We start from the raw sequence: 13,849 nt of genomic DNA on the forward strand, positions 1-13,849 counted from the left end.
CCAACCCTCGGGGGACGACCCGACCACCCTCGCCGAGCGACGGTGAGGGTGCGGCTGAAGCGGCCGTCGTCGGGACCGGAGAGCGGTGCCGGCGTGACGGAGGAGGTCATCATGCTCAGCGCACTCGTCCCGGCCACGGCGACCGTGGTCGCGCACCCCTACTGGAACGGCGGCGGCCCCGGCTTCGGCTGGTGGTTCATCTTCCCGCTGCTGTGGTTCCTGCTCTTCGCCACGGTCGTTTTCCTCGTCGCGCGGGGTGCCCGTCGTCGCTGGCAGTCCGGCGGCGCGTACGGGCCGCCGTGGGCGCGGGGGAACCAGACGGCGATCTCGGTCCTCGGCGAGCGCTACGCGCGCGGGGAGATCGACGAGGCCGAGTACCGCGCTCGGCTCGAGGTGCTCACGCGCCAGCAGTGACCGAGGGCCGTGCTCGTGGGCGCGCCGCGTCGCGGGTCTCCGTCATCCGAACGGCGAGGAACCCGGCACCGCCCGCCACGAGCACGGCCCCGGCGACGCCGACGACGATCAGGTCGTCCCGGTCCTCGACGCCCGACGCCGCGTCGGCGAGGTCCGGGAACGCCATCACGACGCTCGGGTCGGACGGCAGGTACGTGACGTCGAACGTCCCGCGGTAGGGGCTCCCGGCCGGCGGAGCGCCCCATTCACCCTCGGGGATGCCGTCGGTGTCGGGGAAGACGCCGTGGAGCTGCAGCCGCTCGGGACCCGTCGAGAGGTCCACCACGGCGCGGACCGAGTCCGTGTCCCAGCACGACCTGCAGCTCCGTGCGTGGTAGATCTCGGCGTCGTGCGTCGTGCGCCGTCGTCCTGACGCCGAACGCTGTCAGCTGGTGCGCTCGCTGCTCGTCGGCGCGGTCGGTCCACCATGACGTCGCGCCGACCAGCACGCCGATCCCGCCGAGCACGGCAGCCCCTTGGCACACGCGGAGGCCGAACCGCCTGCGGTTGCGGCGTCGTCGGGCGCGCGGGGACATCATCGGTTCGCGGTGACGGCCGCCCGTCGTGCCCATGGGCGCACCTCCTGTCGGGCGCTCATGATGCCACGCGGCCGGCGCGCCCCGCCGAGTTGTCAGAAGCTCACCGCACTCCACTGCCGTGAGCTTCTGACACACCGGACGCGCGCGGGGCTTGTCAGAAGCTCACCGCACTCCACTGCCGTGAGCTTCTGACACACCGGACGCGCGCGGGGCTTGTCAGAAGCTCACGGCGCTCCACTGCCGTGAGCTTCTGACAAGTCGCGGGCTGGATGTTCAGCGGCGGGACGTCGCGCCCGGACGCTCGGAGGGATCCCACCCTCGCCGCGGTGCGCGCGCGGCGACGGCGGTGTCGCGGGCCCGGTAGACGATGTACGGCCGGAACAGGTACGGCACGGGCGCGGAGAACGCGTGCACGAGCCGGGTGAACGGCCACAGGCAGAACAGCGCGAGCGCGGCGAGGATGTGGAGCTGGAACGCGGCGGGCACGCCGGTCATGAGGGACGGGTCGGGCTGCAGGTACCAGAGCGACCGGAACCACGGCGAGATGGTCTCGCGGTAGTCGTAGCCGCCGCTGCCCTCGAAGAGCTGCGTCGCGACGGTCGCCCACGCGCCGAGCAGCGCGGACGCCGCGAGGAACACGTACATCGTCTTGTCCATCGTCGTGGTCGCGAGGAACACGGGCCCGGTGGTCCGGCGGCGGTAGATCAGGATGACGAGCCCCGCGACGAGCGCGAGCGCCCCGACCGACCCGAGGTAGGTGGCGAGCGCGTGGTAGATCGTCTCGTTGACGCCGACGGCCTCGGTCCAGGACTTCGGGATCACGAGCCCCACGAAGTGGCCCACGATCACCGCGAGGAGCCCGAAGTGGAACAGCGGCGACCCGAGCCGCAGGAGCCGGTTCTCGTACAGCTCGGACGACCGGGTCGTCCAGCCGAACTTGTCGTACCGGTAGCGCCAGATCGACCCCACGACGAACACCGCGAACGTCACGTACGGGAAGACGACCCACAGGAGCACCTGGGCGGTGGTCGCGTCGCTCATCGGGGGTCTCCTCCTGGGGCACCGGACAGGACGTCGGACGCGGTGGGCGCGTACGGCTCGAGGGGCCCGAGGGCGGTGAGCCCGACCATCTCGGTGGGCGGCCCGTCGGTGACGAGCGCGGTGTACCGGGCCTCGGTCTCGGGGTCGAGCGGCGGCAGCGTGAGGCACACGGCCTCGACGACGTCGCCCCACGGCTGCGTCCCCGCGAGCGCGGACCGCAGCACCTCGATGCCCTCGCGGTGCGCGCCGAGGAGCCCCGCGGCGATGCGGGCGTCGTCGCCGGACGTCCGGGCCGACAGCTCGAGCACGGTGGGCAGGTAGTCGGGCAGCTCCTCGCTGCCGAGCTCCCACCCGGCCGCGCGGTACGCCTCCACGAACCGGACGAGTGCGACCCCACGCCGTCGGGTGTCGCCGGCGACGTAGTACGTGAGGTACATCGAGCAGCGTCGCTTGAGGTCGAACGTCGCGACGTAGCGTGTCTCGAGGACGGTCGCGGCCTCGTCGTCGGCTTCGCCGAGGGTCGCGCACGCGCGGCCCAGGCGTTCGGCGACGGGTCCGGGCAGCCCGACGACGGCGTCCCCGAGCTCGCGCGCGGCCTCGCGCGTCCCGGCGTCCGGGTAGGCGAGCAGCACGGACGCGGCGAGGTGGGCGAGCCGCCGCTGGCGGTCGTCGAGGGCGACGGGGGCCAACGGGTCGAGCTTCGGCGTGCGCTTCGACAGCGTGAGGAACGAGCGCATCACACGCCCCCGCCCGGACCGGACCCGCCGCCGGGGCCACCGCTCCCGCCGTCGCCCGACCCGGCGTCGTCGTGCCCGGGCGGGAAGAGGCCGGAAGGACGCCCGTTGCCGTCCCAGTTGAGCAGGTTGACCCGGCCGGGCGTGGACGGCCCGTACGGGGAGTCGGCGGTCTGCCGCGCCTGCAGCACGTGGAAGTTCTCCACCGCGACCGGCGCCGGGTGCCCCGACGACGTCCCGAACGGCCCCGCGCCGCCCATCCCGGGCCCGCCCTCGTAGTCGAGCGAGCAGCTCAGCTCGTCGAGCTCCCGGGCGATCTCGGTGTGCGCGGCGGGGATGACGTACCGGTCCTCGTACTTCGCGACCGCGAGCAGCCGGTACATCTCCTGGACCTGCTGACCCGTCATCCCGACGGCGCTCGCGGTCTCCTCGCGGGGGTCGTTGCCGAGGTTCACGTCGCGCATGTAGGAGCGCATCGCGGCGAGACGTCGCAGGACGCGCTCGACGGGCGCGGTGTCGCCGGCGCTGAACAGGCCGGCGAGGTACTCGAGGGGGATCCGGAGTCGGGAGATCGCCGCGAACAGGGTGCGGGCGTCCTCGCCGTCGTTGCCGGAGCTCGCCACGACGTCGACGACGGGCGACAGCGGCGGCACGTACCAGACCATGGGGAGCGTCCGGTACTCGGGGTGCAGGGGGAGCGCGAGCTCGTACTTGCTGATCAGGGCCCACACGGGGGAGCGCTGGGCGGCGTCGATCCAGTCGTCCGGGATGCCCTCGGCGCGGGCGCCCGCGACGACCTCGGGGTCGTTCGGGTCGAGGAACACGGACCGCTGCGCGGCGAGGAGGTCGTGCTCGTCCTCGACGGCGGCGGCCTCGCTGACCTTGTCGGCGTCGTACAGGACGAGGCCCAGGTAGCGCAGCCGTCCGACGCACGTCTCCGAGCACACCGTCGGCAGCCCGACCTCGATGCGCGGGTAGCAGAGCGTGCACTTCTCGGCCTTGCCGGTCTTGTGGTTGAAGTAGACCTTCTTGTACGGGCAGCCCGTCACGCACATGCGCCAGCCGCGGCACTGCTCCTGGTCCACCAGGACGATGCCGTCCTCCGCCCGCTTGTACATCGCGCCCGACGGGCACGACGCGACGCACGCCGGGTTGAGGCAGTGCTCGCAGATGCGCGGCAGGTAGAACATGAACGTCTGCTCGAACTCCGTGGCGACGTGATCGCTCATGTGCTTGAGGATCGGGTCGTCCTGCATGGTCGCGGTCGAGCCGGCGAGGTCGTCGTCCCAGTTCGCGGACCACTCGATCCGCATGTCGTCGCCCGTGAGCAGCGACTTGGGGCGGGCGACGGGGGTCTGCTTGCCCTGCGGCGACGACAGGAGCATGTCGTACTCGTACGTCCACGGCTCGTAGTAGTCGTGGATCGACGGGAGCTTCGGGTTGGAGAAGATCGTCGCGAGCTTCTTCAGCCGCCCGCCCGCGCGCAGCTTCAGGCGGCCGCGCCTGGTCCGGACCCAGCCGCCCTGCCAGCGTTCCTGGTCCTCGTGGGTGCGCGGGTAACCGAGCCCGGGTCGCGTCTCGACGTTGTTGAACCACACGTACTCGACGCCCGTGCGGTTCGTCCACGCCTGCTTGCACGTGACCGAGCACGTGTGGCAGCCGATGCACTTGTCGATGTTCATCACCATCGACATCTGAGCCATCACTCGCATGAGAACCGCACCCCTCAGTACTCGACCGACTGGGAACGTCGACGGATGGTCGTGACCTCGTCGCGCTGGTTGCCCGTCGGGCCGAGGTAGTTGAACGCGAAGCTCAGCTGCGCGTACCCGCCGATCAGGTGGCTGGGTTTGAGCAGGATCCGCGTCAACGAGTTGTGGATGCCGCCGCGCAGGCCCGACGCCTCGGCGATCGGCACGTCGATCGTCCGGTCGGTCGCGTGGTGCATGTAGACCGTGCCCTCGGGCATCCGGTGGCTGACGACGGCCCGCGCGACGACGACGCCGTTGCGGTTCACCGCCTCGATCCACTCGTTGTCCTTGACGCCGATCTTGTCCGCGTCCTTCGGGGACATCCAGATGTTCGGGCCGCCGCGCGACAGCGACAGCATGAAGAGGTTGTCCTGGTACTCGGAGTGGATCGACCACTTCGAGTGCGGCGTGAGGTACCTCACAGCAACAGTCTGTGCACCGCGACCCAGGCCGTCCGCCGTGCCTGTCGTCTCACCGATCGGGGGCGAGTCCGGGAACAGCCGGTGCAGGTCGAGCGGCGGGCGGAAGACCGGGAGCTGCTCGCCGAGCTCGGCCATCCAGTCGTGGTCGAGGTAGAAGTGCTGCCGGCCCGTGAGCGTGTGCCAGGGCTTGAGCCGTTCGACGTTGATCGCGAACGCCGTGTAGCGGCGCCCGCCGTGCTCGGACCCCGACCACTCGGGCGACGTGATGACCGGCGTCGGGCGGGACTGGACGTCCGCGAACGTGACGTGCTTGCCCTCCTCGTCGCGCGCGAGGTCGGCGAGCTGCGTGCCCGTCCGCTTCTCGACGTTCTCGAACCCCTGGACCGCGAGGCGCCCGTTCGTCGTGCCGGACAGCGCAAGGATCGTCTCGCACGCGAACGTGTCGCGGTCCAGGCGCGGGCGCCCGGCAGCCGGCCCGTCGGTGACGAGACCGTTCCGGTCGCCCAGCGCCTTGACCTCGACGTCGGGCTTGAAGGCGACGCCCTTGGTCGCCATCCCGGCGCCGTCGGTGAGCGGGCCGAGCGCGGCCATCCGCGCGGCGAACGCCGGGTAGTCCCGCTCGACGACGACGAGCTTGGGCATCGTCTTGCCCGGCACGAGGTCGCGGTCGGCGAGCGGGGTGTCCCAGTCGGTCGGGGAGCCGTGCGCGACGGCGAGCTCGTCGGGGGTGTCGTGCAGGAGGGGCGCCGCGACGAGGTCCTCGCGGACGCCCAGGTGCACGGCGGACATCGCGGCGACCTGCTGCGCGAGCAGGTGGAACGTGTCGAAGTCCGTCTTGGTCTGCCACGGCGGCGCGATGGCCGGGTTGAACGAGTGCACGAACGGGTGCATGTCCGTGCTCGACAGGTCGTGCTTCTCGTACCAGGTGGCCGCGGGCAGGACGACGTCGGAGAACAGGGTCGTCGACGTCATGCGGAAGTCGAGCGTCGTGAGGAGGTCGAGCTTGCCGCGCGCCGCCTCGTCGTGCCAGACCATCTGCGCGGGCCGGCGCTCCGGCCCCGCCTCGTCGGCGAGCACCGCGGAGTCCGTGCCGAGCAGGTGCTTGAGGAAGTACTCGTTGCCCTTGCCGGACGACCCGAGGATGTTCGCCCGCCAGATCGTGAGCACGCGCGGGAAGTTCTCGGGGGAGTCGGGGTCCTCCGCGGCGAACCGCAGCGACCCGGCCTTGAGCTGCTCGACGACGTAGTCCGCCGGCTCCTTGCCTGCGGCCCTGGCCTCGTCCACCAGCTCCAGGGGGTTGCGAGAGAACGTCGGGTAGCTCGGCATCCAGCCGCGCCTCGCCGACTCGACCAGGCAGTCGGCCGTCGTCCGGCCCTCGAACACGCCCGGCCCGGTCGGCGACGACAGCGACGCGGCGGGCAGGCCGTCGTAGCGCCACTGGTCGGTCGCGAGGTAGAACCAGCCGGTCCCGATCATCTGACGCGGCGGGCGCGACCAGTCGAGGCCGCCCGCGTACTGCGCCCAGCCCGTGATGGGTCGGCACTTCTCCTGCCCGACGTAGTGCGCCCAGCCGCCGCCGTTGACGCCTTGACAGCCGGTCATGGTCGTGAGGGCCAGGAACGCGCGGTAGATGGTGTCGGAGTGGAACCAGTGGTTCGTGCCGGCGCCCATGATGATCATCGAGCGGCCGCCCGAGTCCTCGGCGTTCTGCGCGAACTCCCGCCCGATCCGCTCGGCCGCGGCGGCCGGGACGCCCGTGAGCTGCTCCTGCCAGGCCGGCGTCGCGGGGGTCGAGGCGTCGTCGTAGCCCGTCGGCCACTGGCCGGGGAGCTCGAGCTCGGCCCGGTTCACGCCGTACGCGGCCAGCATGAGGTCGAAGACCGTCGTGACGAGCCGGTCGCCCACCCGGGTCACCGGCACCCCGCGCACGACGACGCCCGAGCCGCCCTGGTGCTCCTGCCCGGGCTCGGGGACGACGTCGAACCGGGGGAGGAGGACCGCCGCGGTGCCGCGCTCGAGGATCGGGGCGGCGGACGCCCCCGCGAGGTCGGCGACGGACAGCAGCGGGTCGGTGTCGCCGAGGTCGAGGTTCCAGCGGCCTGCGTCGGCGTCGCCGTAGCGGTGGCCGAGCGTCCCGTTCGGGACGGTCGGGGTGCCGTTCGCGTCGAGCAGGACCGTCTTGAACGCGGCGTTGGGCTCGTCCTCCCGGCCCGCGAGGTCCGCGGCGGTGAGGAACTTGCCCGGGACGCGGGCGGCGTCGTCGGGCAGGCCGGAACCGGCCCCCACGCCCGACGGCGCCGGGTCGAGCGAGACCAGGAACGGCCCGTCCGTGTACCGCTTGAGGTAGTCGACGAAGCGCGGGGTCCGGCGCTCGACGAGGAACTCCTTGAGCACGACATGCCCCATCGCGAGGGCCAGCGCGCCGTCGGTGCCGGGCTGGGGCGCGAGCCACTCGTCAGCGAACTTCGTGTTGTCCGCGTAGTCGGGCGAGACGACGATCACCTTCTGCCCGCGGTACCGCGCCTCGGTCATGAAGTGCGCGTCGGGCGTGCGGGTCACGGGGATGTTCGAGCCCCACATGATGCAGTAGGTCGAGTTGAACCAGTCCGCCGACTCGGGGACGTCCGTCTGGTCGCCGAAGACCTGCGGGGAGGCGACCGGGAGGTCCGCGTACCAGTCGTAGAAGCTCAGCATCGTCCCGCCGAGGAGCTGCACGAACCGGGCCCCGACGCCGTGCGAGACCATCGACATGGCGGGGATCGGGGAGAAGCCGGCCACCCGGTCGGGCCCGTGCTTCTTGATCGTGTGGACGTGCGCCGCGGCGACGATCTCCGCGGCCTCGTCCCAGCTCGAGCGGACCAGCCCGCCCTTGCCCCGCGCCTGCTTGTACCGGGCCGAGGCCTCCGGGTCCGCCGTCAGCGCCTCCCACGCGAGCACGGGGTCGCCCCCCACGCGCTCCTTCGCCGCGCGGTACTCCCGCAGCAGCGCGCCGCGCACGTAGGGGTAGCGGACGCGGGTCGGCGAGTACGTGTACCAGGAGAACGCCGCGCCGCGCGGGCAGCCGCGCGGCTCGTACTCGGGGGAGTCCGCGCCGACGCTCGGGTAGTCGGTCTGCTGGGTCTCCCACGTGATGATGCCGTCCTTGACGTACACCTTCCACGAGCACGACCCGGTGCAGTTCACGCCGTGCGTCGAGCGGACGACCTTGTCGTGCGACCAGCGGTCCCGGTAGAAGACGTCGCCCTGGCGGCCGCCCGTCAGGAACACCTGGCGCAGGTCCTCGGAGACCTGCCCCTTGTGCAGGTGCTTCCCGAAGCGGATCAGGCCGTCCTCGAGCGGGTCGTCGAGCGTCGTCATGCGGCTGCGCCTCCCGTGGCGTTCTGCTGGGCCGCCCGGCGTCGCACCGGGCCGAGGGTGAAGAGCATGGTCAGCAGCGCGATGATCGCGAGCAGGATGAAGCCGAGGTCGTAGTCGCCCTGCGCCCCGTAGACGGCGCCCATGATGAGCGGCGGGATGAACCCGCCCAGCCCGCCCGCCGCGCCGACGAGCCCCGTGACCGCCCCGACCTTCCCGGGAGGCGCGACCTTCGCGACGAGCGCGAACGTCGCGCCCGACGACGCCCCCAGCACCGCGGCGAGCCCGAGGAACCCGACGGTGCCCCACAGGTCGAGCGACGGCTGGAACGACTCGATGAACGCGAGCACGGCCGCGGCGCCGAAGCACACGACGGACACGGGCACGCCGCCGAACCGGTCGGACAGCCACCCGCCGATCGGGCGCGCCACGACCGCGAGGATGACGAAGCCCGCGGTCCGGTTGGCCGCGTCGGACGTGGACAGCCCGTAGGCGTTGTGGAGGTCCGTCGGCAGGTACACGGAGAACGCCACGAACCCGCCGAACCCGATCGCGTACAGCCACGAGAGCTGGAGCGTCGCGGGAAGCTTGAACGTCGACCAGGTCCGGCTCCAGAACCCCTCCGCGGCCGTCGACGGCGACGGCGCCTTGGCGTCCCGCAGCAGGAACCAGGACACCACGGCGAAGGCGGCGAGGACGATCGCCACGATGACGAACGGCGCCTTGTCGCCCTGCGCGTCGGCGATCTTGACCGTCGTGAAGGCCGAGATCGCGGTGCCGCCCATCCCCATGCCGAAGATCCCGATCGCGGTGCCGCGCCGCTCGGGCGGGTACCAGGCGTTGACGAAGGGCACCCCGATCGCGAACGTCGTCCCGCCGAGGCCGAGGAAGAAGCCGCCCAGGAGCATGAGCGGGTACGAGTCCGACGCGAGGAAGCCGATGAAGAGGACCGGCACGATCGTGGCCGCCGTGACCAGCGGGAACATCAGCTTGCCGCCGTACCGGTCGGTCAGCGCACCCACCGGGATGCGGCCGAGCGACCCCACGATCACGGGAACCGCCACCAGCACCGACTGCTGGAAGTCCGAGAGCCCGAGCGTCTCCTTGTAGTGCGCGCCCAGCGGGCTGATGAGCGCCCACGCCCAGAAGTTGATCGCGAACCCGATCGTCGCGAGGGCCAGCATGAAGCCGGCACGGGCTGCGGGCGACGGCGGCGTGCCGGGGGTCTCGGAGCGTGACGCGGCGGCGTCCGGCGCCGGGGCTGCGTCGCCCGGGGCGGGCTGTGACATCGACATTCGCGTGCTCCTCTGGGGGGCCGCTCGGGGTGCCCGGGCGGGGAGGAAGTGCTGCCGGTCTCGCCTGAAACACGCTAACGGGCGGGTCGCGGGCCCGCAGGTCGGAACGCCGGATAAGTTCCCGGCATGACACGAAAGGCGTGGCGCGTCGTCGGCCTCGCGCTCGGCGGTCTCGTCGTGCTCGCGGGGGTCTTCGGCCTCGGCGTCCGGTGGTCCTCCGACCACGGGCCGGACGTCGCCCTCCCGCCCGTCGACGCCCCGCCTGGGCAGGTCGTGCAGGCGTACCTCGACGCCGTGAACGCCGACGACGAGCGCGTGCTCCGCGCGGTCACGACGCCGGCGATGTTCGACGGCGTCCGGGAGGCGTGGCTGGATCGCGGCTTCGTCGGGCTCGGGCCGCGGTCAGGGTTCGGGGACCCGACGATCGTCAAGGTCCTCTCGGGCGACGACGTCGCCGAGATCACGGGGAGAGACCCCGACCTGGTCGCGGACGTCGTCGTGCGGTTCGAGGCACGCGGGCACGACGACACGATCGGGCCGGGCGCGGTGACGTGGAGCATCGAGCTAGGGCGCGACACCCCGACGTCGCGCTGGCTCGTCTACGACCAGGGCGAGGGGTGAGGGGAAGAGGCATGCGGAACGGTGTATGGGTGAGCATCGTCGTCGGTGCGGCGCTCACGCTCGCTGGCGCGAGCGGATGCGCCCGGGCAGGTGCGGCGGACCCCACGACCGCGACTTCCTTGTCGCAGCTCGGCGCGGAGTTCGGTGCGTGCAGTGAGACGGGCGCAGAATATGCGGAGCCTCGGCAGTTCCTCGCCCACGACGTCGAGCGTTGGGTTCAGGTCGCCAAGGTGGACTCTGCGACCCGCGAAGCGGACGAGAACCTGCACACGTTCCCCGCGACCGTCACCACGGCGGACGGCGCGTCGGAGCACGTGAGGATCCACAACACCTTCTGGGCGGGCGTCGACTGGGGCCTCGCCCACGACTCGACCGTGTGGTTCGGCCTCGGGTCGAAGGAGTACGGCGATCCGACCCTCGTGATGGCGGCCATGGTGGTCACCCCGGATGATGTGTTCTTTCCCGGTGACTGCCAGGACGTGAGCATGACCGAGCCCCTGCACGCCAGCCTCGGGGCGCGGGCGCACGACGTGCTCGCTTCGCTTCCCACGACTGACTCGTCGAAGGTGGACGCTCTGCTCGGCCTCGAGCCCGCGCCCACACCGTCCGGCCCGACGATCCTCAACCCGCAGGACGCGTCCCAGGAGCTGCTCGACTCGCTCAGCTCGGTCGCACTCCGTGCGCGGATCACCGATCCGCTCGGAAAGGGGGAGACGAGCCCTTCGCTGTGCACCCACATCGCCGAGGGTTGGGGGGACTGCGTGATGACCGACGACTCGACCGTCGAAGGGGTGGACTTCAGCGCCTACGCGAACACGCGCGGAGAGGTCGAGGTCTGGCTTCTCGACGGCAACGCGGACGTCACTCAGCCGATTGGCTACCTCGGTTCGATCACGCTCCCGCCGACCCGAAGCGACACGAGTCCGGACAAGCTCGCCTCGCACACGGTCGAGCTGGTCGTGGACACCTCGAACCTCGACCTGTCGAGCCTCCCCGACACCGCGGTGACCACCGAGGCGAACAAGGGGCGGGTGACCTTCAGCGTCGTGAAGTAGGCGGGACGTCGACGGCTGCGTAGGGTCGCGGGGTGAGCGACCCCACCAGCCACGCGACCGATCCTGACGAAACCGAGACCCTGCTGCCCGGCGGGGACGTGACGGTCGGGGTGGTGCGGGTCGGGGCGACCGTGCGCCGTCCGACGAACCCGAACTCGCCGTACGTGCACGCGCTCCTGCGCCACCTCGAGGCCGTCGGCTTCGACGGCGCGCCCCGGTTCCTCGGGCTCGACGCGCAGGGCCGCGAGACGCTGACGTTCGTCGACGGGGAGGTCGCGGGCCGGCCGCGCCCCGACTGGATCGCGGACGAGGACCGGCTCGTCTCGCTCGCCCGGCTCGTGCGCCGGTACGACGACGCGACGTCGTCCTTCGTCCCGCCCGACGACGTCCGGCCGGACCGCGGGATCGCGGACTCGCCGGGCACGCCGCCCGAGCCCGCGGGGGAGCCGGAGATCGCCGGGCACCTCGACATCACGCCGGAGAACGTCGTGTTCAGGGACGGCCGGGCGGTCGCGCTCATCGACTTCGACCTCGCCGGCCCGGCGACGCGCGCCGACGAGCTGGTCAACCTGCTGCTGTGGTGGGCGCCGTTGTTCGACCCGGCCGACCGCGACCCCCTGCTGCGCGACGTCGACGTGGAGCGCCGGGTGCGTCTCGCGCTCGACGCCTACGGGGCGTCGGACGCGGACCGGGAGCGCGTCGTCGACGTCGCCCTCGCCCGGACGGCCCGCGCCTGGTTCCTCATGCGCCACCGCGCCGAGACGCTCGGGGGCGGCTGGGCCCGGATGTGGGACGAGGGCGTCGGGGACGTGATCCTGCGCCGTCGGACGTGGCTCGAGGAGAACGGCGACGCGCTGCGCGCGGCGTGCGCCCGCTGACGCACGCCGCGCGCACGCCTCACCAGCCGAGCTCGCCGTCGTCCTCCTGGAAGGTGCCGGTCGGTCCGTCGGGGCCGATGGTCGCGAGGCGCGCCACGACCTCGGCGCTCTCAGCGGCGGGGCGGCCCGGGTGGTTCTCCACGCCGCCGCCACCCAGCTCGGTCGCGGTGATGCCCGGCTCCACGGCGTTGAACTTCACCTCGGGGACGGCCTTCGAGTACTGGACGGTGATCATCGAGACCGCCGCCTTGCTCGACCCGTAGACGATCGACGGGAACCGCGACGCGGGACGCGACGGCTCGTGCACGGCCCAGAACGAGCCGAGCGCGCTCGAGACATTCACGACCACCGGGTTCGCGGACCGGCGCAGCAGCGGCAGCGCGGCCTCGGTGACCCGGACGATCCCCGCGGCGTTCGTGTCGAAGACCGCGAGGACGCTCGGACCGTCGAGAGCCTCGGCGCCGCCGTCGCCCGTGCGCAGCGCGATGCCGGCGTTGTTGACGAGGACGTCGAGCCCGCCGTCGGCCTCGATCTGCTGGAGCGCGGCGGCGACGGAGGCGTCGTCGGTCACGTCGAGCTGGACGAAGCGGGCGCCGAGCTCGTCGGCGGTGGCGCGGCCGCGGGCCTCGTCCCGCGAGCCGACGTAGACGGTGTGGCCCGCGGCGAGGAGCAGGCGGGCGGTTTCCTTGCCGAGGCCCTTGTTGGCCCCGGTGATGAGTGTTGTCGTCATGTCCTCCAGCGTGGTCCGGGCTGCGGGGGACAGGGAGTCGTCCGGTTGTCGTAGGACTGCCAGGGCCAGGATCGCGGGCCCGCGCGCGGACCGGGGCCCGGCAGACTGGAGAGCATGGAGGCGGGCGGCGTGCAGGCATGGGACTTCGGCACCGCGGTGCGCCGGTGGCGCGACCGGGCCGCACCGGAGTCGGTCGGTGTGCCTGTGGGGCGTCGTCGGCGGGCGGCCGGGCTGCGGCGCGAGGAGCTCGCCGGGCTCGCCGGCATCTCGGTCGACTACCTGACCCGACTCGAGCAGGGGCGCGCCGTGTCGCCGTCGGGCCAGGTCGTCGAGGCGCTCGCGCGGGCGTTGCGGCTGTCGGACGGCGAGCGCGACGTCCTGTTCGAGCTCGCCGGGCTCGTGGCACCCGGGTCGGGGCTCGTGCCCGGCCGGGTCACCCCCAGCGTCCAGCGGCTCCTCGACCGCCTCGACCACACGCCCGTCATCGTGCAGGACGCCGCCTTCAACTTCGTGACCGCCAACGCCGCCTACGACGCGCTCATGGGCGACACGTCCGCGTGGCGCGGCAACGAGCGCAACGGCGTCTGGCGCAACCTCGTCGGCCCCGGCACGCGCGCCGTCCACGCGCCCGACGAACGGCAGGCGTTCGAGGCGCGCATGGTCGCCGCCCTGCGACTGACGGCGAGCCGGTACCCCGCCGACCCGGCGCTGCGCAGGCTCGTCGGCGAGCTCGAAGCAGCGAGCCCCCGGTTCCGGGAGCTCTGGGACACCGCCGAGCTCGGCGACGCCCTCGACCCCACCCGGCACAAGGTGATCGACCACCCCGCGGTGGGCCTCATCACGCTCGACTGCGACAACCTGTCCGTCGCGCGCGACGACCTGCTCATCACCGTCTACACCGCCGAACCCGGGACCGAGGACGCCGAGCGGCTGGCGCTCGCGATCGTCCTCGGCACGCAGCGCGTCGCCGGCTGAC

Annotated in this window: 12 protein-coding genes; 5 read left to right on the forward strand and 7 right to left on the reverse strand. The window is 72.3% G+C overall.

Going from position 1 to position 13,849, the window contains the following annotated elements:
- Positions 1-111 precede the first annotated feature (111 nt).
- On the forward strand, positions 112-414 hold the full coding sequence (locus tag ACFT5B_RS14685) for an SHOCT domain-containing protein (RefSeq protein WP_386799484.1): 303 nt from the start codon (positions 112-114) through the stop codon (positions 412-414).
- On the opposite strand, the gene ACFT5B_RS14690 is transcribed toward ACFT5B_RS14685, so the two are convergent.
- The 6 genes from ACFT5B_RS14690 to ACFT5B_RS14715 all read right to left on the reverse strand — a co-directional run bounded on the left by ACFT5B_RS14690 (position 398) and on the right by ACFT5B_RS14715 (position 9,589).
- On the reverse strand, positions 398-739 hold the full coding sequence (locus tag ACFT5B_RS14690; RefSeq protein WP_386799486.1) for a hypothetical protein: 342 nt from the start codon (positions 737-739) through the stop codon (positions 398-400). The two genes, ACFT5B_RS14685 and ACFT5B_RS14690, sit on opposite strands and share 17 nt — an antisense overlap.
- Before the next feature lie 526 nt (positions 740-1,265).
- A complete protein-coding gene (gene narI, locus ACFT5B_RS14695) occupies positions 1,266-2,033 on the reverse strand; it encodes a respiratory nitrate reductase subunit gamma (protein ID WP_386799488.1) in 768 nt (255 codons plus the stop codon).
- A complete protein-coding gene (gene narJ, locus ACFT5B_RS14700) occupies positions 2,030-2,770 on the reverse strand; it encodes a nitrate reductase molybdenum cofactor assembly chaperone (RefSeq protein WP_386799491.1) in 741 nt (246 codons plus the stop codon). The genes narI and narJ overlap by 4 nt, the downstream gene beginning before the upstream one ends.
- Positions 2,770-4,479, reverse strand: coding sequence for a nitrate reductase subunit beta (narH, locus tag ACFT5B_RS14705; RefSeq protein WP_386799493.1), 1,710 nt, complete (start codon positions 4,477-4,479; stop codon positions 2,770-2,772). The genes narJ and narH overlap by 1 nt, the downstream gene beginning before the upstream one ends.
- 14 nt (positions 4,480-4,493) lie before the next feature.
- Entirely contained in the window at positions 4,494-8,297 is a 3,804-nt protein-coding gene (locus tag ACFT5B_RS14710; protein ID WP_386799495.1) for a nitrate reductase subunit alpha, read from the reverse strand.
- Positions 8,294-9,589 carry a nitrate/nitrite transporter gene (locus ACFT5B_RS14715; RefSeq protein ID WP_386799497.1) on the reverse strand — a complete coding sequence of 432 codons (1,296 nt, stop codon included), beginning with the start codon at positions 9,587-9,589 and terminating at the stop codon, positions 8,294-8,296. Before ACFT5B_RS14715 ends, ACFT5B_RS14710 begins: the two co-directional genes overlap by 4 nt.
- A gap of 126 nt (positions 9,590-9,715) precedes the next feature.
- Between ACFT5B_RS14715 and ACFT5B_RS14720 the strand changes: the two genes are divergently transcribed.
- The 3 genes from ACFT5B_RS14720 (at position 9,716) to ACFT5B_RS14730 (ending at position 12,143) form a co-directional block, all read left to right on the forward strand.
- Positions 9,716-10,210: a hypothetical protein gene (locus ACFT5B_RS14720; RefSeq protein WP_386799500.1), complete on the forward strand. Its 495-nt coding sequence runs from the start codon at positions 9,716-9,718 to the stop codon at positions 10,208-10,210.
- Between the two features lie 230 nt (positions 10,211-10,440).
- On the forward strand, positions 10,441-11,265 hold the full coding sequence (locus ACFT5B_RS14725) for a hypothetical protein (RefSeq protein WP_386799502.1): 825 nt from the start codon (positions 10,441-10,443) through the stop codon (positions 11,263-11,265).
- 32 nt (positions 11,266-11,297) lie between these two features.
- Entirely contained in the window at positions 11,298-12,143 is an 846-nt protein-coding gene (locus ACFT5B_RS14730) for a phosphotransferase (RefSeq protein ID WP_386799504.1), read from the forward strand.
- A 19-nt stretch (positions 12,144-12,162) separates the two neighbouring features.
- On the opposite strand, the gene ACFT5B_RS14735 is transcribed toward ACFT5B_RS14730, so the two are convergent.
- Positions 12,163-12,873, reverse strand: coding sequence for an SDR family NAD(P)-dependent oxidoreductase (locus ACFT5B_RS14735; RefSeq protein WP_386799506.1), 711 nt, complete (start codon positions 12,871-12,873; stop codon positions 12,163-12,165).
- A 114-nt stretch (positions 12,874-12,987) separates the two neighbouring features.
- Here ACFT5B_RS14735 and ACFT5B_RS14740 point away from each other — a divergent pair, with 114 nt between their 5' ends.
- Positions 12,988-13,848, forward strand: a complete 861-nt coding sequence (locus tag ACFT5B_RS14740; RefSeq protein ID WP_386799508.1) for a helix-turn-helix transcriptional regulator — start codon at positions 12,988-12,990, stop codon at positions 13,846-13,848.
- Position 13,849: the final 1 nt, after the last annotated feature.

The organism is Luteimicrobium sp. NPDC057192 (assembly GCF_042670205.1).
Lineage (GTDB): Bacteria > Actinomycetota > Actinomycetes > Actinomycetales > Cellulomonadaceae > Luteimicrobium.

Coding starts and splice junctions, on each gene's coding strand:
- ACFT5B_RS14685 (WP_386799484.1), top strand. CDS start 112: ATGCTCAGCGCACTCGTCCCGGCCACGGCGACCGTGGTCGCGCACCCC.
- narI (WP_386799488.1), bottom strand. CDS start 2,033: ATGAGCGACGCGACCACCGCCCAGGTGCTCCTGTGGGTCGTCTTCCCG.
- narJ (WP_386799491.1), bottom strand. CDS start 2,770: ATGCGCTCGTTCCTCACGCTGTCGAAGCGCACGCCGAAGCTCGACCCG.
- narH (WP_386799493.1), bottom strand. CDS start 4,479: ATGCGAGTGATGGCTCAGATGTCGATGGTGATGAACATCGACAAGTGC.
- ACFT5B_RS14710 (WP_386799495.1), bottom strand. CDS start 8,297: ATGACGACGCTCGACGACCCGCTCGAGGACGGCCTGATCCGCTTCGGG.
- ACFT5B_RS14715 (WP_386799497.1), bottom strand. CDS start 9,589: ATGTCGATGTCACAGCCCGCCCCGGGCGACGCAGCCCCGGCGCCGGAC.
- ACFT5B_RS14720 (WP_386799500.1), top strand. CDS start 9,716: ATGACACGAAAGGCGTGGCGCGTCGTCGGCCTCGCGCTCGGCGGTCTC.
- ACFT5B_RS14735 (WP_386799506.1), bottom strand. CDS start 12,873: ATGACGACAACACTCATCACCGGGGCCAACAAGGGCCTCGGCAAGGAA.
- ACFT5B_RS14740 (WP_386799508.1), top strand. CDS start 12,988: ATGGAGGCGGGCGGCGTGCAGGCATGGGACTTCGGCACCGCGGTGCGC.